The sequence below is a fragment of the Ktedonobacterales bacterium genome (assembly GCA_036557285.1).
Classification (GTDB): domain Bacteria; phylum Chloroflexota; class Ktedonobacteria; order Ktedonobacterales; family DATBGS01; genus DATBHW01.
Window position 1 is genome coordinate 1 of the sequence record DATBHW010000049.1, and the last position, 25741, is coordinate 25741.

At 59.4% G+C, this 25741-nt stretch carries 22 protein-coding genes; 4 read left to right on the forward strand and 18 right to left on the reverse strand.

Features of this window, described 5'->3' with window-relative positions; genetic code table 11:
* Positions 1-241: 241 nt before the first annotated feature.
* From VH599_14930 to VH599_14990, 13 genes are all read right to left on the reverse strand, one after another.
* Positions 242-1534, reverse strand: coding sequence for a hypothetical protein (locus tag VH599_14930; protein HEY7349607.1), 1293 nt, complete (start codon positions 1532-1534; stop codon positions 242-244).
* A 25-nt stretch (positions 1535-1559) separates the two neighbouring features.
* Positions 1560-2879, reverse strand: a complete 1320-nt coding sequence (locus VH599_14935; protein HEY7349608.1) for a glycosyltransferase — start codon at positions 2877-2879, stop codon at positions 1560-1562.
* Positions 2880-2936: 57 nt separating this feature from the next.
* On the reverse strand, positions 2937-4331 hold the full coding sequence (locus tag VH599_14940) for a GAF domain-containing sensor histidine kinase (protein ID HEY7349609.1): 1395 nt from the start codon (positions 4329-4331) through the stop codon (positions 2937-2939).
* The gene (locus VH599_14945; protein HEY7349610.1) at positions 4328-4618 is read right to left on the reverse strand and encodes a hypothetical protein; all 291 of its coding nucleotides are present in this window, start codon (positions 4616-4618) and stop codon (positions 4328-4330) included. Before VH599_14945 ends, VH599_14940 begins: the two co-directional genes overlap by 4 nt.
* A gap of 67 nt (positions 4619-4685) precedes the next feature.
* On the reverse strand, positions 4686-5549 hold the full coding sequence (locus VH599_14950) for an undecaprenyl-diphosphate phosphatase (protein HEY7349611.1): 864 nt from the start codon (positions 5547-5549) through the stop codon (positions 4686-4688).
* Positions 5550-5642: 93 nt separating this feature from the next.
* Positions 5643-6920, reverse strand: a complete 1278-nt coding sequence (locus tag VH599_14955; protein HEY7349612.1) for an endolytic transglycosylase MltG — start codon at positions 6918-6920, stop codon at positions 5643-5645.
* Between the two features lie 19 nt (positions 6921-6939).
* Complete coding sequence (gene ruvX / locus VH599_14960) at positions 6940-7395, reverse strand: Holliday junction resolvase RuvX (protein ID HEY7349613.1); 456 nt, start codon at positions 7393-7395, stop codon at positions 6940-6942.
* A 9-nt stretch (positions 7396-7404) separates the two neighbouring features.
* Positions 7405-9519 (reverse strand): hypothetical protein, encoded by a 2115-nt coding sequence (locus tag VH599_14965; GenBank protein HEY7349614.1) that lies wholly within the window; start codon positions 9517-9519, stop codon positions 7405-7407.
* Between the two features lie 3 nt (positions 9520-9522).
* Positions 9523-12180, reverse strand: a complete 2658-nt coding sequence (gene alaS / locus VH599_14970; protein HEY7349615.1) for an alanine--tRNA ligase — start codon at positions 12178-12180, stop codon at positions 9523-9525.
* 449 nt (positions 12181-12629) lie between these two features.
* Positions 12630-13094 carry a hypothetical protein gene (locus VH599_14975; GenBank protein HEY7349616.1) on the reverse strand — a complete coding sequence of 155 codons (465 nt, stop codon included), beginning with the start codon at positions 13092-13094 and terminating at the stop codon, positions 12630-12632.
* A gap of 124 nt (positions 13095-13218) precedes the next feature.
* The gene (locus tag VH599_14980; GenBank protein ID HEY7349617.1) at positions 13219-14049 is read right to left on the reverse strand and encodes a M55 family metallopeptidase; all 831 of its coding nucleotides are present in this window, start codon (positions 14047-14049) and stop codon (positions 13219-13221) included.
* A gap of 23 nt (positions 14050-14072) precedes the next feature.
* Positions 14073-14447 carry a (2Fe-2S) ferredoxin domain-containing protein gene (locus tag VH599_14985; protein HEY7349618.1) on the reverse strand — a complete coding sequence of 125 codons (375 nt, stop codon included), beginning with the start codon at positions 14445-14447 and terminating at the stop codon, positions 14073-14075.
* Between the two features lie 169 nt (positions 14448-14616).
* Positions 14617-14892: a hypothetical protein gene (locus tag VH599_14990; protein ID HEY7349619.1), complete on the reverse strand. Its 276-nt coding sequence runs from the start codon at positions 14890-14892 to the stop codon at positions 14617-14619.
* 157 nt (positions 14893-15049) lie between these two features.
* Here VH599_14990 and VH599_14995 point away from each other — a divergent pair, with 157 nt between their 5' ends.
* The 4 genes from VH599_14995 to VH599_15010 all read left to right on the forward strand — a co-directional run bounded on the left by VH599_14995 (position 15050) and on the right by VH599_15010 (position 19453).
* The gene (locus VH599_14995) at positions 15050-15880 is read left to right on the forward strand and encodes a biotin/lipoate A/B protein ligase family protein (GenBank protein ID HEY7349620.1); all 831 of its coding nucleotides are present in this window, start codon (positions 15050-15052) and stop codon (positions 15878-15880) included.
* Positions 15881-16009: 129 nt separating this feature from the next.
* Positions 16010-16594, forward strand: a complete 585-nt coding sequence (locus VH599_15000; protein ID HEY7349621.1) for a response regulator — start codon at positions 16010-16012, stop codon at positions 16592-16594.
* A gap of 12 nt (positions 16595-16606) precedes the next feature.
* Positions 16607-17524 (forward strand): stage 0 sporulation family protein, encoded by a 918-nt coding sequence (locus VH599_15005; protein HEY7349622.1) that lies wholly within the window; start codon positions 16607-16609, stop codon positions 17522-17524.
* 129 nt (positions 17525-17653) lie between these two features.
* Positions 17654-19453, forward strand: coding sequence for an SPFH domain-containing protein (locus VH599_15010; GenBank protein HEY7349623.1), 1800 nt, complete (start codon positions 17654-17656; stop codon positions 19451-19453).
* On the opposite strand, the gene VH599_15015 is transcribed toward VH599_15010, so the two are convergent.
* The 5 genes from VH599_15015 to VH599_15035 form a co-directional block, all read right to left on the reverse strand.
* The gene (locus tag VH599_15015; GenBank protein ID HEY7349624.1) at positions 19450-20880 is read right to left on the reverse strand and encodes a DUF1116 domain-containing protein; all 1431 of its coding nucleotides are present in this window, start codon (positions 20878-20880) and stop codon (positions 19450-19452) included. The two genes, VH599_15010 and VH599_15015, sit on opposite strands and share 4 nt — an antisense overlap.
* 31 nt (positions 20881-20911) lie before the next feature.
* Entirely contained in the window at positions 20912-22501 is a 1590-nt protein-coding gene (gene fdrA / locus VH599_15020) for an acyl-CoA synthetase FdrA (protein ID HEY7349625.1), read from the reverse strand.
* A 254-nt stretch (positions 22502-22755) separates the two neighbouring features.
* Complete coding sequence (locus VH599_15025) at positions 22756-24453, reverse strand: PucR family transcriptional regulator ligand-binding domain-containing protein (protein ID HEY7349626.1); 1698 nt, start codon at positions 24451-24453, stop codon at positions 22756-22758.
* Between the two features lie 5 nt (positions 24454-24458).
* Complete coding sequence (locus tag VH599_15030; protein HEY7349627.1) at positions 24459-25430, reverse strand: DUF2877 domain-containing protein; 972 nt, start codon at positions 25428-25430, stop codon at positions 24459-24461.
* 96 nt (positions 25431-25526) lie between these two features.
* On the reverse strand, positions 25527-25741 hold a 215-nt coding region (locus VH599_15035), incomplete at its 5' end, for a hypothetical protein (GenBank protein ID HEY7349628.1).

Sequence of the window (25741 nt, forward strand, 5' to 3'; positions counted from 1 at the left end):
GTTTTACCCCCTCGGCGATTTTGGAGGGGAACCCCACCACGCCCGGAAAGCAGTCTATCACCAGCAATGACCAAAAGCAAGGGGAAGCAATGACACCACCTGACAACAGATGGCAACAGAGTGAGCAACCGATTCTCACACGATCTATGCCATTCAGGCAACCCTGGCTTCGCTTACCTGGTTCTGGAGAAGAGCGCCTCTTCTTCTCTTCACGTTTATGAGGACATTCAGGTTTCAGTGTTCAATAGCGCGTCTCAATTCCAGGCTCCGCCAGTTGAAGTTCGCGTTTTTTGGAGAGCAACTGCTTTGAGGGCGCTGGCGTCCTACCTGGGAGAAAGGGTTCCATAGCGCGCAGAAAGTTGAGATAGACCTGCTGCTGCTCGTGGATGATGCCCGTCGGCCCCAGATCCCACCATTCGCGCGGTGTGAAGTAGGCGGAGACCTCGGCTTCAGCGCCGCCGCGCCCAAACCACTGAATCAGATGCAGGTTATCCGATTGCCCCAGCCAGAGCGCCAGATCAAGCAGTTCGGGGTTCTCGGTGAGCTTTGCCAGCCCGTGGGTCTGGAGCATCAGTTGGAAGATGGCCTGCTGCGCGCTGTTCCCTAGAAAGAACTCCATGCCGCCGCTGCCTGCCCAGGTGCTGGGCCAGCCAGGCAGCGGCAGATAGAACGATTCGTCGCGGTGCATAGCAATAATCTCGCCTGGTGTGCGCGTTTGCGCGCCGCGCCGCGAAAGTTCATCAGGCAGGCGTCTCAGAAATTCAAAGATACCACTGTCGTAGCGATGATGCTCGCCAAAGGTTTCGTAGTCCCAGCCGATCAGCACAAAATCGCCCCAGGCTTCGCGCAGCCAATGGGCATAGGTTTCGGCGAGCAGGGGCCAGCCATTCCACGAGCGGTTAGAAAAGCGATAGCCGACGTCATCGCTGAGCGCCAGATGGCGCGGCAGCAGCTTGAGCTTACCTGAATAGTGATAGAGATGGGTCGCTTCACGCCAGCCCAGCACCCAGGGTCGTCCGTCAAGCAACCCTCCGGTAAATCCAGCCTGATCGAGCGCGTCATAGAGGACGGGGGACATACACATTTCGGTGGTATCAGTGATCTGAGGCTTGCGGCCAAAAATATGCCCCATCTCTGTGCGCATCCAGCGCATGCGCTGAATGAAGAGCGGCTGGTCGTAGAGAAAGAGGAAGCTGTGGTAGGGTTCGACGCCGACCAGTTCTACATTTGGCTCAGCCACCAGCGCCTTGAAGCGATCCAGCAGCGCCGGATCCCAGGCTTCCGCCTGCCGCAGAAAGGAGAGCGAGAACCCGATACTGAGTTTAAGGCCCTGGCGTACCAGCCCAAGAAAACTTTCGGTTGCCGGGTAATAGCACTGCGTAGCGACTTTGCGGAAATAGCGCTCATTCATCGCTTCGTCAAACAGGCAGCGGGTAATATCCTCAATTGAAGCGCCCTGCGGAATGGGCTGGGCAGGAAGTTTAATCCGGCGTGGTTGATGCACCACCGTATAAATCACGAGATTGCGGGCCATCCGCGTTTCCTCTCGATCTATCCAACTAATCCAGCACCAGGCTCTGTTTGCGGGCCAGATACCCTAGTTTGCCTATCAGATTCTCAATAGCTTCTTCCCAAATAAATGCGCGGGCTGTCTGATACCCGGCGTTGCGAATTTTCTCCAATTCGTCGCGGTGCTGCTGGAAATAGAGGAGATAGCCAACGATCTCATCCGGGTCGTCGGTTTCCAGCGCAATCGCGTTCTCAAAAGAGACAGCGTAATCTTCGCCTGTTGAGCCGGTGAAGGCAACACCACAAGCCGCCATGACTTCCAGTCCCACCAGTCCAAATGGCTCGTGTCCGCTGTTTGCCAGAACGGCATCGGCCCCGCGATAGCAGGCGCGTACAAACTCTTCAGGCACAAAAAAACGCAAGTTATAAATGTCGGCTTCGCCGCTCTGAGCAAGCAGCATGAAGCAATCTTCAGGGGATGGGCGCGAGGCGCCCACATCACGTACCACCAGCCCAAGATGGCGCGCGTGGTTTAAGACCTCGCCGCCATGCGGCTCGATGCCACCACGCATAATCATGGTGACTGGTTGGCCGCTATATTTCAGGCGCGCGACGGCTTCAACGGCCATCATCCAGCGCTTATCGGGATCGAAGCGGCCAATCTTGAAGAGAACCAGCCGATCCGGGTTGCCCTGCTGCGCGATCTGGCGCAGCTGCTGATACTGGCTTTCTTCGACTGGCTCCAGAAAGCGGCGCGGGATGCCGTTGGGTACGACCAGGGGATTCACACCCCAACTCCAGAGCCGATGTTTCATGTAGCGACTGACGGTAAGAATGGTGCTGCTGTAGTTCAGGCGCCCCCAGTTAATGCGGTGCAGCGACATCAGGCTGTTGATGTTCCAGACCATCAGCACGCGATGCCTCAAGTTGTGCCAGTGGAGCAGATCGGAGATGCGGCTCATCACCTCTGCGGTGTGCCAGTCTTCGCCCATGATGACGACGAGCTTGCCCTGGCTGACGGCAGGTTCGACGATTTCTGCATAGATATGCGGGGGGACGCTCTCGCTGTAATCATAGATTTTGGCTTCTTCCCCGTCATAGACGCCGCTCAGGTAGTATTTGCTGATCCATTGGCTCCAGCGCTTCAGAATCAGCTTGCCGCCGCTGCGCTCCTCTATGGCCGGTTTGGTTGGGTCGCCCACGAAGATCAGGTGGGTGGTGTAGCCAAGCTCGGCAAGTGTCTCGGTGAGTTCGGTCACGCGCGTACCCAGCCCGCCTGCGGTGGAATAGACATCTGGCCCTTCAAAACAGAGGGAGACAAAAATGGTGTTCTGCGGGGAAATGGCGAGTCCATAACGCCCATCGCTCATTGTCTTATCTCATTTCTTCTCTGCTGAAAGCAGGTTATTTGTGATGGAGTTCGCGCCTTATTTGGGGACAGTAAGCGAGATGAGCGCGCCCGCGCCTGGCTGAGACTGAAAGGAGAGAATACCATCCACCAGGGCGGCGCGCTCACGCATGTTGAGCAGCCCCCAGCTTCCACGCTGCGCATAGTTTTGTCTGATCGCCTGCACGTCAAAGCCGACGCCATCGTCGCGCACCGTGATGAGCAGGGCGTGCGGTTCCTCATGTATCTCAATCCAACAGTTGCGCGCCCGGCTGTGTTTCAAGGCATTGTTAACCGCTTCTTGCGTAATGGCGAAGACCGTTGCCTCGGTCTGGTGAGACAGGCGCTGTTGATATTCACCAAGCAAGTGCATTTTAGGACCACCCAGCGACTTGAATCGCTCCAAAAACCGTTCCAGGGCAACGGCCAGCCCTTCGGATTCCAGCACTAAGGGACGCAGATCAAAAAGCATATCGCGGACATCGCGCGTGACCCGTGTGACTTGCTCCCCGATTCCACGTAGTTCCTCATCAACTTTTTCTGGCTCGTGGATGAGCAGCTTGCGCGCAAAATCGAGGCGCATGGCAATCGAAGCTAGCACCTGGGCAGGTCCGTCATGCAAGTCGCGGGCCAGGCGTTTGCGGAGGTCTTCCTGCACGCTGATAATCTGATCGCGCTCGGCGCGCAGCCCCTGGTAGAAGCGCGAGTTCGCAACGGCTGTGGCTGCCTGGGCAGCCAGGGTACGCAGCAGGTCGAGATCGCGGGCATCAAACCCGCTCTGGCTGGAGGTATGCGCTGTTTCGAGTACACCGATTACCCGACCCTTAAAGACCAGGGGAACACAGGCAATAGCGATGGGCTGGACGCCCAGCATCTCGGCATCTACACTGCTCTGCTCTGGCGAGAAACGGGAGTCTGCTCCGACCTGATTGACGATGACCGGGGCGGCATTGCCTGCGACCCACCCGGCGATGCCTTGACCCAGGACCAGCGTTTTGCGCACTTGCGGCTGATTGCTGGCGCCTGCGCCGCTATCCGCTGGTTGATGGCCGTTCACTCTCGCAGCCAGCAAGGCATGTGGCCCCGCGGCAAATGAGGCGAGCAAAGATGTTCCGCTGGCTGGCCCAGGCTTGCTCGCGCTGGTGCGCACCAGTGCTTCTACAGCCAGCAATTCGGTGGTGGGGTCCAAGGTGAGCAGCGCGCTGGCTGAACAAACCACCAGGCTCAGCGCGGCCTCTGTAACCTGACGCAGCAGCCGGGGTAGGTCTAATTCGGCGTTCAAGGCGTTGGAGATTGTCTGCAAGACGAGCAGCGCGCGCATCTGCTCACGCTGCAACTCGTTCTGGCGCTGCAAGCGATCACACTCGTTCAGCAGATATTGGTAGTCATCCGCCTCCAAAGGCTGGGCAGTTTCACGTGGACCGTTTATCATCATGTATTGTCTGTCTCCGCCCGGTTCTTCCCTTGTTTCGACTCGGCCCCTGTGAGCGGCCTGGTTCTCATTTTCTCTGCGGGGCGCGGCTGCACATAGCGCACACCCAGCAGCGCCAGCACTGCCAGGCCAAAGAAGACCAGCGCATGTTTCAAGTGGTAGCTATTGGGGTTGCCGCTGATGCTAAAGATGAGGATATGCGGGATCCCTGGGATGAGATAATAGACCCCGATGCCTGCGCAGGCGACGGCGATCAGGACGACGATGACAAACATGCCAAGACTACGCATACGACAGCCCCCTTTCTTTAGCCAGTGCCATGTACTCTTAGGTATAGGTATGATCTCAATCCGCTGGCTAGCCCCTCCAGAAAAAGAGGGTCAGCGCCAGCAAGCCAGCCCCCCAACAATAGAAGGCAAAAGGGTCTAAGCGACCAAGCTCAAAATAGCGCATCAAAAAGCGCGTGCTGAGATAAGCCGCTGTTCCGGCAATGACGCCACCGACGACGGCAATGAGCAGCAGTTGCGTATCAGCGAAGAGTTTGGGGACTTCCAGCACGCCTGCCGCCAGAATAAGCGGGGTGGCAAGCAGGAATGCAAAGCGCGCGGCGGCTTTGTGGTTTAAGCCGTGTGAGAGTCCGGCAACCATCGTGACGCCGGAGCGCGAGATCCCTGGGATCAGGGCCAGGGCTTGCATCGCCCCAATAAATAAGGCGCCTTTCCAGGTCAACTGGTCCAGGTCGTGGAAGATCATCTCCTGCTTCTGGCGATCAAAGGCTTTTGGCTCGGCGCGCCTGCGCAGGAGTTCGCCTAGAAAGAGGATAGAGCCGTTGATAATCAGGAATACGGCGGCCAGTTCAGGGATAGAAAACAACGATGCCAACGGTTTCTCAAAGATCAGGCCGATCAAGCCTGCCGGAACGGTCCCGATGACGATAAGCCAGGAGAGGCGCTCGTTGGGATCTTCGCCAATTTTGCCTTTGGCAACCGTGCGGATAAAGGCGCGAATCAAGGCCAGCCAATCGCGCCGGAAGAAGAGCAGGAGCGCGGCGGCTGTACCCAGGTGGAGCATTACGATCAAAGGCAGAAACGTATCGCTGTCGAGCAGGTCACCCCACCTCAGCGCGCCGGGAAGAACGACTGTGTGGCCCAGGCTGCTTACTGGAAACAGTTCGGTGACGCCTTGCAGCGCGGCAAGAACGAGCGCTTTGATCCAGTCCATACGTGTATCTCTCTTCTCCCAATAATTCAGGTGGATTCACCTGGAAATGATGCGCCAGAGTCGTTCGGGTTTGTGCGCAGCAGCCAGACGCTATCAGGGCTGGCCGAATTGGTTGATATTCTGCTGCTGCTCCTGGTAGTTGCTGGCGTAGTGCGTCTTGCCATCACTGCCCGTAATGAAATAGTAGTAGGTTGTGTCGGGGGGATGGATGGCCTGGGTGAATGCATCGAGGCCAGGGCTACAAATCGGGCCTGGTGTCAATCCCTCGATCTTATAAGTGTCATAGGGATTGGTTGGATATTGGCTTCCGCCCTGCTGTAACTGCGGCCAGGGGGTATCAGTAGTACCCAGCCAGTACTGCAACGTGGGATCAGCTTGCAGAAGACTTAGCCCGGCTTCCGGGGGAGTGAGTTCGCCAGTGCTGATCCGATAGCGTTTGTAGTATACGGAGGCGATGCCCTGGCGGTCAGCGTGGGTGCGCGATTCGCGCTCGACGATGGAGCCGAGGGTGAGCGCGTGATAGAGCTTATCTGCCATGTTTTTGCTGTCGGTATTGCCGTAGTCCTTTTGGAGCAAGTCAAAAATCGTCTGCTGGTTGGCTGTGTCAAAAATGGCCCCGTGAGCCTGGCATTGCTGCTCATCCGCCAGATAGGTATCCGGCTGATTGGTCGGCCCAGGGCAGATCTGTTCACCAAAGAGGTTGAGCATCTGCTTGATGACATCTGAAGCGTGGGCGTCCAATGTTACCAGATAGGTAGAAGGGAAGAGAAAGCCTTCCAGCACTCCATCACACGTTGCTGTGCATTTGATGCTGTTCGGCGCGCGGCCTGTTTCGCCCTGGGGGGAATGTTTCAAGAACCAGTATTGCGCGGCCAGCGAAACCCTTTTGCCCTTGTCGTCAGTGTAGCTGCCTGTCTGGGCAATCTGGATAAACTCATCTGACTTGAAATTGACGAGTTCTTCTGTGGTGGCTAGACGCTGGGCGATCTGAATAATCCGGTAGCCTTCAGGGATCGTGACCCAGATGGCATCTGGAGAGGCGCTCAGTAGTATGGTAACGATCTCTTGAATAGTCATCGCGGCTGAAAGTTGATACGAACCTGCCTGAAGCCGCTGATCCAGGCCCCGATAGCGTGCCCAGAGGCGAAAAGCCAGCGCGTTGCGGATCAGCCCTTTCGCCTGCAATTCGTCAGCAATCTGAGCAGTGGTTTCGCCTTCGCGGATGATAAATGTCACTGTTGGCGAGTCTGGCGGGCCAGCCGATTGGAGAAGATTGACAGCTATCGTCCAGACGCCAAAGCCACAGGCGCCGCCACAGGCCAGCATCAGGAGCAGTACGATCACGATCAGCCGCTGCCGTCGTTTCTTCATGCCAGCATCACCTTACTCTTCATTCATCCATCCCTGGTTCGTTCGATACGTTGCCCTGCGCCTGTCTGCGAGAGGCGTCGAGATAGCTTTGTAGAATAATGGCGGCGGCCACCGCGTCGATCATGGCCCTGCGTTTATCGCGCCTGGTTCCAGAGGCGCGCATTTCGCGCTCGGCTGTCACAGTCGAAAGTCGCTCGTCCCAGAAATGGATGGGGACCGCTACCTGCTGGCGAAGCCGCTCGGCGAATTCCTGAACCAGCACTGCCTGGCTATGAAGTTCACCGCTGAGGCTACGCGGTAAGCCAACGATGATTGCCTCGGCCTCTTCTTCTTCCACCAGCCGCTGAAGCGCCAGCAGGGCCGCATCCTCTGGCCGTCGGGCCAGGACCACGCGCGCAGATGCCAGGACGCCTGTGGGGTCGCTGACAGCAACTCCGATCCGCGCTTCGCCTACATCAAGCCCAATGAGTCGCATGTGTCCCCCCTAGCTTTCGAGGTTGATTGTAATCCTTGCTGAGAAAATTGGCAAGCGGTTGAGCCATTTGGGCTGTACGCTGATCGAGACATGGGTAATACCTGGCTGGCCGTTCAGGTACGCTTCAGCCGCAGACATCGCCAGACCTGAAATGGCCGAGCGCGCCTGTTCCGGGGTGAGGGCCGGGCCAATCATCGCCCTGGCTTGCACGCGCACCAGCAGTTCAAGCTGCGCATCTCCTGGTCCGGCTGGCCCAACGCTCAGGATGGTCATTTTCGGAGCCTGCCCAGGCAGTGGCGCAAATCCTGGTTTCCTCTGGCTCACATCCTGGCGCAGCCGATTCTGTACCGCTTGCAGTAATGCCTGATGATGTAGCAGGGTGGCGTGTAGATGCAGCGCCAGAGCCACCTGGAAGTGAGAGACGCCAGCAGGCAGGTTTGTGCCTGCTGGTGGAAAGACCAGCGTCTCAGTCTCTGAGAACGCTGGCCCTAGAATATCCCCTGGCTCTTGTTGGGCGCGGAGTGTGGTCTCTCCCCATTGTTGCAACTGCGCCTGCAACTGGCTGGTCGCTTCGTCAATATCTGCCTGTGTCGGGTAGAAGATCGGGTGGTCAGGGGTGTCGGGCAGATTTCGGAGTCCGGTGGCAGGGACTTGCGCTGTCAATACGCCGTCAAAGCGCGCGATCTCGGCGGGCGCTGCCGATGCGAGATGTTGTGCGCCCGCAGGCTGATCTGCCACACCGGGCCGAGCGCCAAGCACGAGAATCTCGCTGTAGGGGGTGATTTCCTCGTGATAACGTACCTCGGCTGATGGGATGAGGGCGGAGCCTGCGCCCAGCATCAGGAGCGAGAGCGCCAGTACGCTGATAACGCCGATGCGCCGCCAGGCGAGAACTCCTGGTGGGCGAAGCTGCAAGCGGCTGCCTGAGTGAGAGGGTCTGAGTGCCTGGGCGAGCCGCCAAGGCTGGCGAAGTTGTCCCCCAGCGCCTGCTGGTTTTACCCACAGGGTTGCTGGAGCGGGTGCTTCTGCGCCAATACTTGTTCTGGCCGGCGTTTCAGCGGCAGATCGTGCTGTGCCAACCGAGTTAGCCCTGCTAGAGATCGCTGCGGTGGCTGCGGCGGCCTGACGCTCGAACCAATCAAAAACGGTTCTTCTGCCACGTTCGAGGAGCAGTTCATCAATAGTGCGCAGAGAGGGCAAGCCATTGTCCTGGCCCTCTCTGCGCGGTTCAGCGCCAGGCGTCTCCTTTTCTGGAGGATGGGGAGCAGCCGAGGCTTGATCTGCTGGATGGGCGGGAGGTTTCGCGGGTTGGCTCGCTGATGAGCCGCTGGTCCCGCTATCTGTTGCGGGCGGCTCTGGTGGCGGGTCTTCCTCCTGTGTCGCATCGTTTGCTGTTTGAGTTGGTGGAGGGCTGCCCTGGCTCTGGTCGGTCTGGCTCTCAGGCGCAGGTGGCGCGGGAGGGGCCGCCCCAAGGCGGCTCGTTCTGAGAATCCTGGCGATGATCTGCTCTTCATGCTGTTCTGCTTCCTGCTGCGCCTGGGAGGGATGGTTCTCGTCGGCAATTTCATAGCGCAGGCGCTCTGGCTCCTCGCGCTCGGCGCGCTCTTCCTCTTCGTCCAGGTCAGGGATTGCCGCCGGGTTGGGGAGATAGCCATCCTCCAGCATCTTTTCCAGGTTGGCGCTGGGCTTCTTCCTCTGCGGGGGAGGTGGCGGCTCTGAAGGGTCGACCAGCGCAGCTTCTGATGGAAGCGTCCTCGGCCAGGCTGGGGGTGGCGTGGGTGGGCGTGACCCGGCAAGAGGAAGTATCGGCGCTGCCTGGCGAGGGTATTTTCTGAAGGAGGAACTGGGATGTGGCGTCAGGCCACGATATTCATCGAGGGTAGACGCTACCCTGTATCCCAGCCTGGTCGCAAGCATCTGCGCCAGGCGATCTTCGCTGATGAGGTAAAGCTGTCTGGCCTGAGCGATAACCTGACGCCGGGCTAGCCGCAGCAGCAGGCTCAGGCGCAGCCGGTCCATCTGAATGGGCGCGACCAGGATCAGGCGCTGGGCCAGGCTCTGCTGAATCTGACTCAGCGCATCCTCGTTATCTTCGTCGGCGTGGAGGAAAATGACCTGTTCCATTGGTCAGGACTCAGGTGTGTAGTCGGGAAGCCCCAGGCTGTCCTGGACGATCTGCGTTACGGCCTGGAGGGCTTGTGGCAGTTGCTCACTGTCCTTGCCGCCGCCCTGGGCCGAATCCGGGCGACCCCCGCCCTTGCCGCCCAGGCGCTCGCCCACCACTGCCGCGATTTTGCCCGCGTTCAGCCCCCTTTTGGTCAGATCGGGAGTGACGGCCACGATAAACGCCACGCGATTCTCCAGTGTTGCGGCCAGCACTACCAGGCCCGAACCCAGCCGGGAGCGAATCTGATCCCCCATTTCGCGCAGGGTCTTGTCGTCCGAAGCCGAGACGTGAGCCGCTACCACTGGGATGCCGGAGACCATTTTTGGCGCCGAAGCCAATTGATTGGCCTCCTCCCTGGCTGCCTCGCGGTCCAGTTGAGCCAGGCGTCTGCGCGCTGCGGCCAAATCCTGAACGACTTGCTCCAGGCGCGTCTCCAGAGCGTCCGGGCTGGTTTGGAGCTTTGCGGCCAGGGCGTCCAATGTCTGAGTTCTGCCGATCAGATGCTCCTCCGCCGCGCGCCCGGTCAGCGCCTCGATACGCCGAATCCCTGCCGCGATGCTGGTCTCCTGGGTCGTCACGTAGATGCCGATCTGTCCCGTAGCGTGGCAGTGAGTCCCCCCGCACAGTTCTTTGCTGCGGCCCATCGTTACGACGCGCACCTGATCCCCATACTTTTCCCCGAACAGGTGCATGGCCCCGGTTGTCAGGGCTTCCTGAAGGGGCAGAATCGCGGTTTCGACGTGATAGTCGTTGCGAATCCACTCGTTCACCAGCCGCTCGATCCGCCGAACCTCCACGACGGTCAGGGCGCGTGGGTGGTTGAAATCGAATCTCAGGCGCTCCGGTTCCACGAGGCTGCCCTTTTGCTGGACCTGCTCTCCCAGAACCTCTTTGAGCGCGCGGTGCAGCAGGTGTGTTGCGCTGTGGTTGCGTATCGTGTCCTCCCGCCGCAAGACGTTCACCTCGGCCCGCGCCTCGCTGCCCACGCGCAGGTGTCCCTCGATCATCCGCCCGTAATGGACGATCAGATTGGGGACTGGCCGCCGCGTGTCCAGCACCTCGAAGATTCCCGTCGGGCTGCTCAGCGTTCCCCGGTCGCCGATCTGCCCGCCGCTTTCCGCGTAAAATGGCGTCTGATCCAGAGCCACTGCCGCGATCTGCGGCGCGCTGATCGTGTCCTGAAGGGTGTTTTCGGCTATCATTGCTACGATCCGACTCGCCCCCATTGTTCCGCCGTAGCCGGTGAACTCCGTCGGTGGAACCCTCTCCGCCAGTTGCCCCCATGTCTCCTCCTCGCGCTCCCGCGCAAAGACTTCTGGTTGTTTACTACGTTCCTGCTGACGCTGCATCGCGCCTTCAAAACCGATGATGTCTACGAGCATGCCTCGTTCCGCCGCTACTTCCTGGGTAAGTTCCAGCGGGAAGCCGTGAGTGTCATAGAGCTTGAAGGCCGCTTCACCGGGAACAACCTGCTCGCCCCGCTTTTGCAAGTCATCAAGTACTTCGTTGAGGAGTTGCAACCCCAGGCTCAGTGTCTGGCCGAACTTGCGCTCCTCGTGACTGAGGATTTCTACAATCTGGTCGCGGCGCTGGGCGAGTTCGGTGTAGTGGCCCGCCATCAGATTGATGACGGTATCGGCTGCTTCGGCCAGGAAAGGGTTATCCAGGCCCAGCAGTTTGCCGTGTCGCACAGCCCGGCGCAGAATCCGGCGAAAGATGTAGCCGCGCCCTTCATTGCTGGGCAGCACGCCATCTGCCGCCAGGAAGACAAGCGCCCGCCCGTGATCGGCGATGACGCGCAGTGACGTATCCACATTAGAATTGCGGCCATAGCTGGCGCCGATCAGTTCGGCGAAGCGATCAATGATGGCCCGAAAGAGGTCGGTATCAAAGACCGATTCTTTGCCCTGAAGGACCATCGAGAGGCGTTCCAGACCCAGGCCGGTGTCTATGTTTTGCCGGGCAAGGGGCGTGCGGGCGCCTTCTGCATCCTGATAGAACTGCATAAAGACGAGGTTCCAGATTTCCAGAAATCGCTCGCATTCGCAGCCCGGACGGCAATCGGCTCTGCCGCAGCCATGTTCTGGCCCTCGATCATAATAGATCTCAGAATCCGGGCCACAGGGGCCAGAGGCTCCCGGCGGCCCCCACCAGTTATCTTCGAGCCGGGTGATGGCTTCGTCGGGATAGCCCGCGACCTCATGCCAGTAGAGCGGGGCGACGTCATCATCGGGGTGGACCGTCAGATAGAGGCGCTCAGGCGGCAGCCCGTAGACTTTGGTGAGCAGTTCCCAGGCAAAGCCTATGGCCTCGCGCTTGAAATAATCCCCCACCGAAAAGTTGCCCAGCATCTCGAAGAACGTGAGCGAGCGTTCGTTGCCTACTTTGTCAATGTCGGTGGTGCGAAAGCATTTTTGCGCTGAGGTCAGGCGCACAGCGGGCGCTGTCTCGCGTCCTAGAAAATAAGGGATCATCTGCTGCATGCCCGCTGTGGTCAGCAAGACGGTAGGGTCGTTGCGCGGGATGAGCGATGAACTGGGTACTTTCAGATGCCCGTTGCTGGCAAAATAATCCAAAAAAGTTGCGCGAATCTCCGCGCTGGTCCAGTTACGTCCCACAGGCAGGCTCTCCTTACGGGATGATGCGAAGTATGAGTGTTTGTCGGTTTCGGCGCGCTGATAAGGGAATGTGGATGCCCCTCTAAAGCGAAAGGTTCTTTGGGCTGGCCCTTCTGTGCCATCTCATGCTGCTCAGCACGAGGGCCGATGATGCGCTATCCACATGGTTGATCAACCATAGGTTGGGCCAGTTGGGAGTAGCAAGTCCTTCTGACTGAATACGAGCGCCGTTGTAGTGATACGCTGTAGTGATACGCTCTGCGCTCTCTGCTCTTTCTGTGCTGCTGCGGGCCTTCCCGGCATGATACCACATGATCGGCGCGTTTGCGCGGCGGATGTCCCAGGGCTGCACTGGCAGAATGGCTTCTGTCTGGCGCTGCTGATCTGGCTGCTGGGTCCATTATAGCAGGAAGCGCCAGGAAGCGCAACTCTGTTCGCACGCTTTGCCGTTAGTGTGGGGTCCGATTGATCTGAATAGTTCGCAGCAAGGCTGGGATGTTGCGTGGCGGAAAGCCCAGGCTCCAGAGAATGATGCGGCGCTCGCGCCCTCCCGCGATAAAAATGAGGCGCAGGCTACCATAGCGCAGCCGTTGAATATCCACCAGCGCCCAGATGGGATAGCGATGCTGCCAGGGGAGATGCACCAACTGCCCCAGCCAGGGCCACACGGCAATCTCTGTCGAGGTGACTTCCACCGAGACATCAATGCACAGCATCAGGATATACAGCGCCAGCGAGAGAGGGATCAGCCACCAGACAGATATGCCCACAGCTACAACGCGCAGGCCGCTGACCACCGTTGCCGCGACGATGACCAGCCCTTGAATGGTGATGGTGCGCGTCTGGGGAGGGTTGAAGCGTATAATGCTATCATCTTTGGCTGATTGGCTCTGGCGTGGCAAGCGTTCCCGCATACGTTCGCAAGTTCCTCCTGACCAAAGCATAGCACACTGGCCTGCCTTATTGCCAGGATGGACCTGGGCAAACAAGGCCGCCGGTAGCGTCGTCCCTGGCAGCGCGCTACCAGCGGCTTTTCTGTTACTCGACCAGAGCGCGCGTCAACTGAATCATGGTAACGAAGGTGCGAAAGAGCGCCAGCGTGTCTGTCTCCTCGAATGCGACGGTGCGCGATTGGTCGGCCACCGGCTCGATGCCGCGCAGCCAGGTGGCTGATTCGGCCATATCGGCTGTCAGGAAGGTGACTTCTATGCGCGTCGGTAGATCAAAAACTGGAGGCTTGTGGGTTATCAGCCCCTGGATGGTGCGCCTGGCCCCTTCATAGAGCCGCTCGCAGGCCACCTGCGGATGCAGGTTGGCGGCGGCGTAGCGCGTGATGGATTCTTTGACGACCACGCACTCTACATCGGGCAGCGTCTCGCGGGCCTCCCTGGCCGTCACCTGATCGCCTGTGACCAGGACGATAGGCACGCCGTAATGCGCGGCTACCAGGGCGTTGAGCGCGGTTTCGCCCACAATGCGCCCGTTGATCTTCACCTCCCAGATGGCGCGCGGATTGTAGCTGTGGCTTAAAATAGCCTGGCTGGCGCCAATGGAGCCATGATAGCCAACAAAGAAGACGGCATCAAAGGAGCTATCCAGACCCTCCATCATGTAGAGCGGCTTATGCTTGCCTGCAATGTAGCTGGCGCGCCCATGCAGTTCAGCCGGGGGGATGTTGCGCATAAAAGAATGTGAGTCGTTGACGACAAATTCATTGGCCCCGGCCTCTGCCGCTCCGTCAATCACCGCGTTGGTTTCGTCAATGAGCAGCCGTCGGCCCATCTCATAGTCGCGCCCATTTGCCAGAATCTGGTCCCAATCAACGATGCCCGCCACGCCCTCAAAGTCGGTGGAGATAAAAACCTTCATAGAGCGATCACCTCGTGTCATGCTCAAATGGGCTGGCGCTCTGGCCGCCCGATGGGTTTGTCGCGTTCGTCGCGCGGTAACTTATTCTTGCCTGTTTTTGCCGGGCGATAGATCAGGCGCTCGACAGGTTTGCCGCCCAGCAGATGCGCCTCGAAAATCTCCCTGGCGTCTTCGAGGGTGACGCCCCAATACCAGACGTTTTCTGGATAGATGACCATCATTGGCCCGTTGCCACACTGATCCAGGCAGCCGGAATGGTTGATGCGCACCTGCCCGGCCAGCCCGGCCTCGGCTACGCGCTTCTTGAGATAGCCATGCACCGCCAGCGAATCTCCGTCTTTGGTGGGACACCACTTGCCAGACGTGCAGATAAAGACGTGTTTCTCAAACTGGCCCATATTTGTATTTGCCTCGATCCGCCTGGTTCTTGAGAAAGGGAGAATCTGGTCTGCGTTCGATAGGTATGCTCTTATAGCGCGCTCATTGTAGCACAGGTGATACCGTGCTATGTGCATCTCTGCCCTTCACCCGTGCCCTTCATTGGACGTGCGGGCCTCGTTCCACCACCTATCGGGGGTTGCCACTTGTAGCGCCGCCCCCCTTCGGGAAGGGCCGCTTGCCTCCCCCTTTGGGGAGCGGCCCTTGCGGGAACCTGGTTCCCGCATTCTCCCTCGCTGCGCTCGGTCGCGGGCCGCTGCTGTTGCCCCGTCCTCTCGCTCCCGTTGGTCGCTCGCGCGTCCCTCCTGGCGGCTCAACGCTGGCCTGCTGGTGTGTTGGCCCGCAGGGCAAACGCTCGCCCTGGCGAAGCGTTGGCCGCCTGGAAGGCGGCGCTACAAGTACCATGCCTCGCTTGCCACCACCTCATTTTTGCTAGAACGTGCGGGCCTCGTTTCCTTGACAAAGCGGAGCGCTCCGTTTACCCTGAAGGCATATACATGCGGTTGGCGCTTGATGCGATCTCTGGTGGTTTCCTATTTCCGTATTTCCGAAAGAGGCTCTTATGCCGATATTTTCTCCCTACCGCTTCCTTGATACTGGCGCCAGCAGTGCGGCGTTGAATATGGCGATTGATGAGGCGATTCTGACGTTTCATCTGCGCGGCGAAACTCCCCCGACTCTGCGCGCCTTTAGCTGGGAACGCCCGGCGATCTCGCTGGGCCGCTTCCAGGACGTGGAACGCGAGATTCTGACGGAGGAGTGCGCGGCGCGCGGGATCGATCTGGTGCGTCGCCCAACGGGCGGGCGGGCGGTCTTGCATGTTGACGAGTTTACCTACAGCGTGATCACCTCCACACCCTATGGGACGCCCAGCGGCGTGGTTGCCGCCTATAGCTGGCTGGCGCAGGGCATTATTGCTGCGCTGGAGGAGTTCGGCATTTATTCGGAAGTGAGTACCAACCGGGTTAGCAAGCAGCAAACAGCCGCCTGCTTCTCTTTCTCGACGCAGGCTGATCTGACGAGCAATGGGCGTAAACTGGTGGGCAGCGCGCAGGTCTGGAAGGAGAACAGCGTGTTACAGCAGGGTACGATCCCTCTGGAGGGACGTGGGCCGCTGCTCTTCTCGCTGCTTAAGTATCCAACGGAGGAAGCGCGGCAGATGGCCCTGGCAAGCTACCAGGAAGCGACGGCCAGCGTGCTCGCCTTTGCTCCCAGGGCCACGTGGGAAGCGGTACGCGATGCCTTTGCGCGCGGCTTCAGCGCGGCGCTTGGCGTACCCTTCGAGCCGCTGCCTCTAACCGAGAGCGAGCGCGGTCTGGCTGAAGAGTTGGCGGCCACGAAATATGCTGTTCTTGATTGGAGGCAGGCTCCTCAGTCCGCCAATGTAGGATAGACCATCTATCATCTGTCTGGTGTGTTATACTCCTCTTGAATGGACTTTTCACAGCTTTATTGATGCTCAAGTGATGCTGGCCTCTCAGAGCGCCGACTTGTGCTCCTTTGATGGACTGTTGAGGTAACGATGATGCCGACACGCATTATTATCGCGGATGACGAGCCAATCATTCGTATTGACTTAAAAGAGGAATTGACGCGCCAGGGCTATCTGGTGGTTGGCGAGGCGGTTGATGGCGTCAGCGCCGTGAATCTGGCGCGAGAATTGCGGCCTGATCTGGTCGTGATGGATATTCGTATGCCTGAACTTGACGGCATTACGGCTGCGGAGACGCTGACTCGTGAGAAGATCGCGCCGGTGGTGCTGGTGACGGCCTATAACGACGAGGAACTGATTGATCGCGCTAAAGGCGCCGGGGTCGTCAATTATATTGTGAAGCCCTGGCGGCAAAGCGACATCCGGCCCGCCATCGAAATTGCGCTGGCGCGTTTCTCGGAGTTTCGCGCGATAGAGAAGCAGGCGAAAGACCTGCAAGATCAGCTTGCCACGCGCAAGGTGATTGAGCGTGCCAAGGGTCTGTTGATGCAAAAATACGGGCTGACCGAGCAGGAAGCGTTCCGCCGGATTCAGAAGCTGAGCATGAATAACCGCAAGTCAATGCGGGAAGTAGCGGAGGCGATCTTGCTGGCCAGCGAGATTTCCGACTCCTGAGGAGCGGCAGATATGGCGCATGTTGTTGGGGTTCGTTTCCGCCCTGCTGGCCGCATCTATTACTTTGACCCTGCCGGTAAAGACCTGGAGAAGGGCCATTTCGTGATTGTCGAGACCGCGCGCGGCATTGAAGCGGGGCGCGTGGTTATTGCTCCAAAGCAGGTGGTGGAGGCCGAGCTGACCGATCCCCTCAAGCCGATCTTAAGGCAGGCGACCGAGGACGATCTGCGGCAGTTGCTGGCTTTTAAGAGTAAAGAAAAAAACGCCTTAGTGCGCTGCGCCCAGCGCGTGGATTTTCACAAGCTGCCGATGAAACTGGTGGAGGCTGAATACACCTACGATGGCAGCCGTCTCACCTTCTATTTCACGGCTGAGGAGCGCGTGGATTTCCGGGCGTTGGTGCGTGACCTGGCCGCGCAGTTTCGGACGCGCATTGAACTGCGCCAGATTGGCGCGCGCGACCAGGCTAAATTGTTGGGTGGTGTTGGCCCCTGTGGCAAAACGCTCTGCTGTAGCTCGTGGCTGACCGAGTTCGGGGTGGTCTCGATCAAGATGGCGAAAGAGCAGGGGCTGCCACTCAACCCTTCCAAAATCTCAGGGGTATGTGGTCGGCTGATGTGCTGCCTGGCGTATGAGAACGACCAGTATATTGAGGCCAAGCAGGGCCTGCCCTCGATAGGCGCGTATATCAATACGCCCAGCGGTCTGGGGAAGGTCGTTGGTATCAACGCTCTCAAACAAACGGCAGAAGTGATGCTGGAAAGTGGAGCGACGGTGCAGGTTCCGGTGAATGCGCTGGAAGCGCCGAAGCGCTCTGGTGGGGTAAGTTGTGATGTCGGAGGAGGGAATTGTTGTAAAACAAAACGCGCCGACGGCGCAGGCGAGAGGAGTGGCCCAGCTTCTGCGAGAGGGAGCGATAGGCTCAATTGACAGTAAGGATGGTCATCAACGAGGAATAGCGGCTAGTCATCGCCTCTCCCGTGTGGAGGTTCGCCAGTTTTTAGCCTGAAGCGGGCTGGTCATGCAGGTCTGGGAAGGCGCAAGCAGCCAGGAGTACCTATGCTGGGTGATTCCGACGAAGACCTCCTCCCTGAGGAGGATGAGGATGGGGAAGATGACTCCTCGCAGGTCACTTCCCAGGAGTTGCGCCGTTTGCGTATGCTAGAGCGCCAGCGACGCCTCGCCCAAAATCCGGGAGAGTATCCTCTTCAAGAAGAGGACATGCCGCCAGCGTTTGATAGCCGTCTGGGCCTTCCACTGTCTCCCATCCCGCCCTGGCCGACGCCGCGCGCTGCTGATTCTCCTGGGATTGAGACGGAGAAGACGTACCCCCTGTCCAACAGGCTCCAACCGATGGCTTCTCTGCCGCCGACGGTTCCGGCTGCCCCAGTGCGCAGGCATACTACACCTTTTGCGGCGCCTCAAGATCAGCAGCTTGTCGCGGGTCCATCGCGGCAGGCCGCTGCAAGCCCTGTGTTCTTACCAGGCTGGCGGAGCTTTCGAAGGCATTCTTGCTGGCTCATTCCGCTGCTGCTGGTCGTGGCTTTTTTCCTCCTGATCCTGGTTATTCACTCCCGGCAAGCGGGAGCCATGCTCTTCATTTTCGCCGCTATCGGGGTGCTTCAATCGGCGATCCTGCTCTATGCGCCGAATGATGCGTTCTGGGCTGTTGGTGTCGTTGGTGGCTTCCTCGTCTTTCTGGCCGCAGCATTTTTTGCGCTCTTTCTCCCGATCTTCGCGTTGATCCTGAGTATTCTGCTGCTCTCGCTGGGGGTCGTGGCGCTGCGGGAACGCTACTACCCGGTGAAAGAGGGGACGGTGGCGGTGATGGGACTCTTTGGGAGACATAACCGTACCTTGCAGCCGGGCTTCAACTTGCGCGCGCCTGGCGAAAAGGCATTGGGAGTAGTCGAGACACAAAGAATACGCTATGAGACACGTATCCCACCAATCACGTTGTTTTCGGGTGAGCAGGTGACGATGAGTGTGGCGATGACCTATCAGGTGGTTCCTGGGGAGGAGCATCTGGCGATTCGCACGACCAAAGAATGGCAAAGGCCCATCCAGCAGCAGCTACAATCTGTGGTGCAGGATGTAGTCAGCGGCCTCTCCATTGATGATTTTCGACACCCTGGCGGCGCTCACCCCGCGTCGGGAGCCTATGCTGTTGATGAGAGCGATGACGATCAGCCTGCTTCGCCGCTGGAGCGAATCAATGAACGACTCACCGATGCCATGCGAGAGCAGGTTGCTGATCGGGGAGTTGCGGTACACGCGGTCAGGGTGCATACGTTAGAAGGCTCCCATCTGCCAGGCGCAGCGCACGCGGCTGGACATCCAGCGTCGTCGCATCCGACGACTGCTCTGCCTGCCGTACCTCAAAACGCGGGGCAGGATAGCCTGAGCGCAATGCCGGGCGCGCCAGTGGTTGGCGCACCCTCGTATCCGGCGGCTCCTGCTGGCCTGACTGGTCCGCCTGGCCCACCAATATATCCCCCTGGCTCGATAGCCGCGCCGCCGCCTGCCGGGGCGGCTGCCCTCTCAGGGGGCACGCCCCTTGAGGCGATGACGCTGCTTTCGGCGCAGGCTCTTGCCGAAACGTATGACGCGGTGGTACGCCAGCGTATCACTGATCTGGCGACCATCCGCCGCATCATTAGCCAGTTTGAGGCTGTGGCTGCCGATCCCGAACTAAGTCAGCAGGTACCCTTTGATGCTGCGGCGGGCGCTCATAATCTTATCACCCACCTGCACAACCTTCAGGCGCGCAGCGTTTCGATGTCTGCTCAGCAATCTGATGGCAGCGCGTTTTCACCTTCGACCTCACCTGCTGCGCCTCTTCTGCCAGAGGAAGACTAGCGCCCGGCTTCTCCCGCTGAAGGCGGTTGCTGTATTACTGCTGCCAGGTCTGCCAGGGCCTGGGTGAAGCATGTCATCGGTGGTTCGACGATCCCCGCGCCTATCTGGCCGATGCCTGGCAGGCGGTGGGCAATGCCAGTGTTGATAATAGGCGGGCGGTTCAGCAGCACGACCTTGCGTAGATCGATGCCAGCGGGCGCGCCGCGAAAATCGAGCGCCGGAATCGCCATGCTGCTGTCTTCGGCCAGGGTGATGTCGTACATTTCCAGCGTATAGCGCGCCGCGTCGGCGGGCGCGCCGCCGACAAACTGCGCAATGGCGGGCGCGGCGGCCATGACAAACGCGCCGATCCCGACAGTCTCGGAAATGGTGCTATCGCCGATGTCGGGGTTGGCGTCGGCCTCGTTGAAGCCGGTAAAATAGAGGCCGCGCACCTGCTGCGCCGGGCCAGTGTACCATCGCTCCCCTAGTCCGCTGACTCTGATGCCAAAGTCGGAGCCGTTGCGGGCCATAGTTGTGACCAGGCTGCTGAATGGTTCGGCGGCTGCGGCATCGGCGGAAGCTTTGCAGCAGGCCATTGATATGTTGAGGTAGAAGTGCTGGTTTTCGCCCATGAAGCGCAGAACGCTGGCGGTTTCCTGTGGCGATTGGCTGGTCTCGACCAGAAACGGGGCCAATGTGCGGATGAGGATGGAACTGGCGGCGCGGTTGCGATTATGGCACTCATCGCCCATCTGAAGCGCCTGAGCGGTGTGCTGCTTGACATCTAAGCCACCTGCTGCGCGAATGGCGCGGCTCAGTGCTGGCCCCAGGACATCGCGCATCCAGCGCAGCCGATCAAGAACCTCCTGATCGTTGGCTCCATAGCGCAGCACCTTGCCCAGCCCTTCGTTGAGGGTGGAGAAGGCGTTGGTTCCATGTACCTGATCTTCGAGTACGTAGACCGGCATGGAAGCCGAGATGACGCCTGCCATCGGCCCAACGGCCTGGTGATGATGGCAGGGCGAAAACGCAATCTCGCCCCGCTCGATCAGCGCCAGCGCTTCTTGCTCGGTGTGGGCCAACTCTTCGTACAGGAGCGCGCCAATGATCGCTCCACGCAGCGGGCCACACATGCGTTCCCAGGTGATCGGCGGGCCGGCGTGAAGGATGGTCTGGCGGCTCATGCCCGGCAGAACTTCGCTTGCGGGGCGCACATCAACCAGGATAGGCCGCGCCGCCAGCATGCGCTGAACGGCGCGCTCATTGGCGGCCTCGATGCGGGCTTCGGCCAGCGTCTGCCAGAGTTCCAGGCCCATGCCCTCAGCCGGAGGCTGCCATGCCACGCGCATCGGCTCAAGCCCCTGCGCGGCCAGTGTCTCTGCAAACAAATCGAGGCCGACGTTTACCACCTGTAGCTCGCTGCTAAAGAGATTCGGTTCAGCCATTGATGCTCCTCTGTATCGCTGCTGACTGGCGTTACTCGCCCTGCGTTCCAATGCGCTTGTTGACGATCTCGGCGGCGACGCGCGCGGCCAGGGCGTTTTCGGTGAAGACGAGTGCTCCGACCTGGCTGAACAAGCTGCGCTGATAAGCAAGTCCTTGCGGGTCTTGCTCGGTCCCGCAGAGCGAGACGACACAGGCGATCGAGCGCCCATCTTCAGCAGCGGCTGCCCTGGCGCGCTCGATGGCGGGGGCAAACTCGCTGGACGGGTCAGCATGGGAGCCATAGCCCAGCACGATGTCGAGCAAGATAACCGCCGTTGTCGGGTCTTGCGCTTCCTGGGCCAGCCGCCGCAGCCGTAAGTCGGCATCGATCATAGGATGCGGACGGCCTACGGTGAATTCGTCGCTGCCAAAGTCGATGGCAGTATGTTCCCGGCTTGTTCTGGCGTCGGCCAGACGCCATTCCGGGCGCAGCGGAATATTGGAATAGATCGGGCCAAGGCTTGCGCTGAGCAGTGCCATCGCCTCGTCACAGAGCGTACCCCCGGAGAAGATGCCACGCACATGGCGCTGGCCGGGCTTGAGAGCATCTCTCGCGTTCTGAATCGCGCGGCGGGCGTCGTCGGGCAGAGCGTCACCCGGACGCGGCGCTTGCCCACCAGCTAATTGCACAGCCATTCGCGCGGCATCGCTGAGCGTACTGGCAAAGTGTAGATGGGCAGAGGGCTGCGCTTCCGAATCGCCGGGGGTAGCGCCCAGGAACGCAATCACGGTTGGTTTGGCGATCTGGGCGGCGCTGGCAATGACGCGCCGGGCGATCTCTGGCGCGGGCGGCTTCGAGAGCAAGACGATCACATTCGTATGGGGGTCTCTCTGTAGGAGGTCGAGGCCAGCCAGCATAGCCCTGCCGCCTACTGTCTGCGAGAGGTCGCGTCCCCCGGTTCCGAGAGCCTGGGAGATACCCAGCCCATATTCAGCGATCAGACAGCTTACCTGCTGAAGACCAGTGCCGGAGGCGCTGACGATGCCAATGGGGCCGCGTGGCACGACATTAGCAAACCCCAGCCCGACGCCGTTGATAATGGCTGTGCCGCAATCTGGACCCATCATGAGCAGCCCACGCTCGGCTGCCAGCGTTTTCAGCGCGATCTCTTGCTCCAGACTGACGTTATCGCTGAAGAGAAAGACGTGGAGACCGGCCAGCAGCGCCTGGCGCGCTTGGATGGCGGCGTATGCCCCCGGCACAGAGATGCAAGCCAGGTTCAGCGATGGCTGGCGCTGCACAGCTTGCTCCAGCGATACTGGCCGCTGCTGCGCTTGCGTGTCGGTCTGGTTGCTGCGTCTGGCTTGCAAACCGCTTTCGGCCACTTGCAGTGCTGTATCGGCGGCTTCTTCGGATTCGGCGCGCACAAGAACCAGCAGATCGTTTGGCCCGCCGATCTCTTCTCCGGCGTTGTCAACCGTCAGCAGCCCCGCTTGTTTGAGCAGTGTCTGGTTCATCTGGGTAGACATGACCGCCGCTGCGTCTTCTACGCCTGCGAGGGCTGCCAGGGAGCGCGAGAGGGTCATCAGGGCGACAGAATCACAATAGAAGTTTCGCCGGACGAGTATTCGTATAACCATTGTAGCCTCGATTAAGGGTTACAGGGGTGGCGTTGGCTGCTGTGCTATGTCAGGGGCATGACGAGTGGTGACTATCCTATAGCCAGCACTCGTTTAGCCAGCACTCGCTTGCTGTTTGACTGCCAGTATGTTTGCTTTCTGGAAAACAGCAAGAAGTTAGTCAGTTTCTATTCATAGCAGCATCATAAACACGTGTCCACTGGTAATTGTGACGAAAGCTGCTCAACGATTTGCGTACTCTTTGCCAGCCTGAGTTACAGTTGCCTGGCCTTGCGGATGCGCAGGGCGAATTGGAGGTTGAAGCGTTGATGGGCGTCATCAACGAAGGGGCCGATCAGTTCTTCAATCTTTTGGAGACGATAGCGCAGGCTGTTGTAATGTAGATAGAGGCGGCGCGCTGCGACAGAGATATTGAGATTGCAATCCATCAGCACATCCAATGTCTCGACCAGATCAGTATTGCGCTTGCGGTCATATTCGATGAGTTTGCCCAGAACCTCTTCAGCAAAACTATCCAATTCGCCTTTATCGGGGTGGTGGTGCAGAATGCGATAGACCCCCAAATCCTCAAAGTGTGTGACCGCGCCGCTGCCCCAAACCTTGGCTCCAATGACCAACGCCTGACGGGCCTCTTCATAGCTGAGATGCAGCTTGAGCGGATCGCTGTAGGCGCGGCCTACGCCAATCGTGGAGCAACCCTCGCCTCCGGCCATGTGTAATTCCTCGTTGATTTGCCCGGCAAACTGCATGCTGGCCTGGCGTACAAGCGTCGGCTGAGTATGGTGCGCACAGGGTTCAGTCAGCAAAGCAACCAGGCTATCCGAACGTTCCCAGAGGATGACCCCACGATCAAGCTTCGAAAGCGCCGCGCGCGCCAGATCGACAATTCGGATGCCATCACGCCGGAAAGAGCCATGATTGCGCCAGCGTTGGGCCGGATCCTGGCCCGCGCGGTGAAAGGCAATGACGATGACCAGCGCTGGTCGGTCAAGGTTCCAGGCCAGCGCGCTGGCCCTTGCTGAGATAGCCTCGCTTGACTGGATGCGCCCGGAGAGCAGGTCGTCGAGGAAATCGGCTTGAAAGCGCCGCTCGACATTGAGAATGGCTTGCTGTTTCATGATGTCTATTGCAGCGACGGTTGCAGCGTGATCGATAGCCATAACCATGCCATCATTCAGCTCCTGATTACTCAGCACAGCAATAATTGAGCCATAAAGGGCGGCGCCCACCCGAATGGGCCGCACAGCACAGGTAAAGGTTTCGCTGCCAACATGGAGCATGCGTCTGGTCGTCGTTGCCGCTTTTGAGCTTTTGAGGCTCTCATTCAATTCGCTGGCCGCAAGCTGTTGATGGTCGCCCTGTTTACTGATAAGCTGTGTCAGCAGACCAGTGCTCTCAGTGTTTTCGGCTGACGCCAGTATCCGGCGCTCGGGGCCGACGATAAGGATCGGGTTTTGGACCAGCGCGCTTAGATTTTCAGCAATTTCCCCCAGGCCGCCGCCCGCCAGCACAATGTCGGTGAAGCGCTGGTGGACATCCTGGGAATGGCGCAGGCGATTGGCCTGGGCATTGAGGATCTCAGCCAGTAAGGAATTGATGATGTCGTTAAAGGAGACATCCGCTTGAAGCTCAAGCAGGGGTAGGTGTTCGCGTTCGGCGGCCTCAACCATTTCATCGGGTACGGCATCCACATAGCGCCCGATTTTGACGGCAATCCCCGCGAGGTTACGCTGAGAGAGTTCGCGTACTAATTCGCCGGGTGAAATGGTCATATCGCGCATTGGATAGAGAGTGGTTAAAAGCAGCTCATCGCGTTTGACCCATTTGAGGATGTCTGGCACTTCCATGACGTTGACATAGGAGAGTGGATGGCTCAGTCCATCACCCCCTGCCAGCACGCGGGCAAATCGAAGCGGGCCAACTTTCAAGGCATCATTCACCGTGAACGTCATGGCTTTTACCCTCTCGCTTGCTGTAGCCTGCGCTGCTCTAGCAGACAGCGACTGCCCAGGATCATGCCAGTCAATAGATCTGCGCCGGACGTTGCCCCACTTTGGAGTACGGCCATTGCGCCTTCTTCCAGAAGCTGTAAGTCATCGCTGACGAGCGCCTGGAAGAGTCGCCCGAGATGTTCGGCAACCTCACCCTTTTGCGCATATTCCATCCAGGTAATGCTTAGCTTGTTGGTGCGTCCGCGGGCGATGGTCAGCAGTTCCGCGTGCAGGCGCTGATAAAACTCGCTGCTGAGTGCGAGCGGTTCGCTGAGTAAGATTGTGGCGGCCATGAACCCGATGAGCAGGTCATCCCCAGATGGTGTCAGCCCAGGCCCCAGGCCAATGAGCGTACTGGCGCTCTGGCGCACGAGCTGGATTTGCTGTCGAATCGCTCCTTCCAACAAACGCTCTGTGGCTGGTCGGGCGGTGTGTAACAAAAAAGATCCGTCCGCTGCCGCAGCGGCATCAGGCAAAGAGGCGCGAGCCGCAGCAGGAACAGGCAGGTCTACCAGCGCCGCCAGCCCATCCCCGGGCGCTTTTTCTGCCACCAGGGTGGTCAGATGAGCCAGGTTGCGCTTTAAGCGCGCTGGCGGACAAGTCGCTGGTTCAAGGGAAGGGTGTGGGTTCCAGGGCTGGCTGTTCTGGGTACTCAGGCGCAGGCTGGGCGTAGGGATATGAATAGCGCCGCGCTCGATGATGACGGCCATGCCGGTTTGGAGATCGGCCAGCGGCCCCTGTCCGGCGCGCAGGGGCAGCACCAGCCCATTTGGGGCACAGGGCGTCTCGCGCGCGTGCAATGTCAGCAAGCGGCCACCAAATAAGAGATTTGCCGCGCGCGGAAACACACTTTGGATACTGCCTCGCGTGGTTGGAATATCCAGCAGCGGTTGGATGGCGGTGCTGTGTGAAAGCACGCGAAGCAAGAGCGTGACCATGCTTTCTTCTCTTCGCTTTCTTCGTGGTTCCTGGCTGCCTTGCGCGCATCGTAACAGATCGCTGGCTGAGCGTCAAGCGGGCTGATGCCTGCGGTTCTACCAAATTTGAGGTGTTGGCAAGCGAGGCGTGTTACTTGTAGCGCCGCCATCTTGGCGGCCAGCGTTGGCCTGCTGGTCCGCTGGCCTGGAGGGCAAACGCTCGCCAGGGCGCAGCGGTGGCCGCCTGGAAGGCGGCGCTACAAGTGACCCCCGATAATTGGTGGAACCATGCCTGCTGGCTGCTGCAAAATTAAGCAGAGGGCTGCTCGCCA

Excerpts from the sequence above, each read along its gene's own strand:
- VH599_14930 (HEY7349607.1), bottom strand. The coding sequence starts at position 1,534 with ATGGCCCGCAATCTCGTGATTTATACGGTGGTGCATCAACCACGCCGG.
- VH599_14935 (HEY7349608.1), bottom strand. The coding sequence starts at position 2,879 with ATGAGCGATGGGCGTTATGGACTCGCCATTTCCCCGCAGAACACCATT.
- VH599_14940 (HEY7349609.1), bottom strand. The coding sequence starts at position 4,331 with ATGATGATAAACGGTCCACGTGAAACTGCCCAGCCTTTGGAGGCGGAT.
- VH599_14945 (HEY7349610.1), bottom strand. The coding sequence starts at position 4,618 with ATGCGTAGTCTTGGCATGTTTGTCATCGTCGTCCTGATCGCCGTCGCC.
- VH599_14950 (HEY7349611.1), bottom strand. The coding sequence starts at position 5,549 with ATGGACTGGATCAAAGCGCTCGTTCTTGCCGCGCTGCAAGGCGTCACC.
- VH599_14955 (HEY7349612.1), bottom strand. The coding sequence starts at position 6,920 with ATGAAGAAACGACGGCAGCGGCTGATCGTGATCGTACTGCTCCTGATG.
- ruvX (HEY7349613.1), bottom strand. The coding sequence starts at position 7,395 with ATGCGACTCATTGGGCTTGATGTAGGCGAAGCGCGGATCGGAGTTGCT.
- VH599_14965 (HEY7349614.1), bottom strand. The coding sequence starts at position 9,519 with ATGGAACAGGTCATTTTCCTCCACGCCGACGAAGATAACGAGGATGCG.
- VH599_14975 (HEY7349616.1), bottom strand. The coding sequence starts at position 13,094 with ATGCGGGAACGCTTGCCACGCCAGAGCCAATCAGCCAAAGATGATAGC.
- VH599_14980 (HEY7349617.1), bottom strand. The coding sequence starts at position 14,049 with ATGAAGGTTTTTATCTCCACCGACTTTGAGGGCGTGGCGGGCATCGTT.
- VH599_14985 (HEY7349618.1), bottom strand. The coding sequence starts at position 14,447 with ATGGGCCAGTTTGAGAAACACGTCTTTATCTGCACGTCTGGCAAGTGG.
- VH599_14990 (HEY7349619.1), bottom strand. The coding sequence starts at position 14,892 with ATGGTACTTGTAGCGCCGCCTTCCAGGCGGCCAACGCTTCGCCAGGGC.
- VH599_14995 (HEY7349620.1), top strand. The coding sequence starts at position 15,050 with ATGCCGATATTTTCTCCCTACCGCTTCCTTGATACTGGCGCCAGCAGT.
- VH599_15000 (HEY7349621.1), top strand. The coding sequence starts at position 16,010 with ATGATGCCGACACGCATTATTATCGCGGATGACGAGCCAATCATTCGT.
- VH599_15005 (HEY7349622.1), top strand. The coding sequence starts at position 16,607 with ATGGCGCATGTTGTTGGGGTTCGTTTCCGCCCTGCTGGCCGCATCTAT.
- VH599_15010 (HEY7349623.1), top strand. The coding sequence starts at position 17,654 with ATGCTGGGTGATTCCGACGAAGACCTCCTCCCTGAGGAGGATGAGGAT.
- VH599_15015 (HEY7349624.1), bottom strand. The coding sequence starts at position 20,880 with ATGGCTGAACCGAATCTCTTTAGCAGCGAGCTACAGGTGGTAAACGTC.
- fdrA (HEY7349625.1), bottom strand. The coding sequence starts at position 22,501 with ATGGTTATACGAATACTCGTCCGGCGAAACTTCTATTGTGATTCTGTC.
- VH599_15025 (HEY7349626.1), bottom strand. The coding sequence starts at position 24,453 with ATGACGTTCACGGTGAATGATGCCTTGAAAGTTGGCCCGCTTCGATTT.
- VH599_15030 (HEY7349627.1), bottom strand. The coding sequence starts at position 25,430 with ATGGTCACGCTCTTGCTTCGCGTGCTTTCACACAGCACCGCCATCCAA.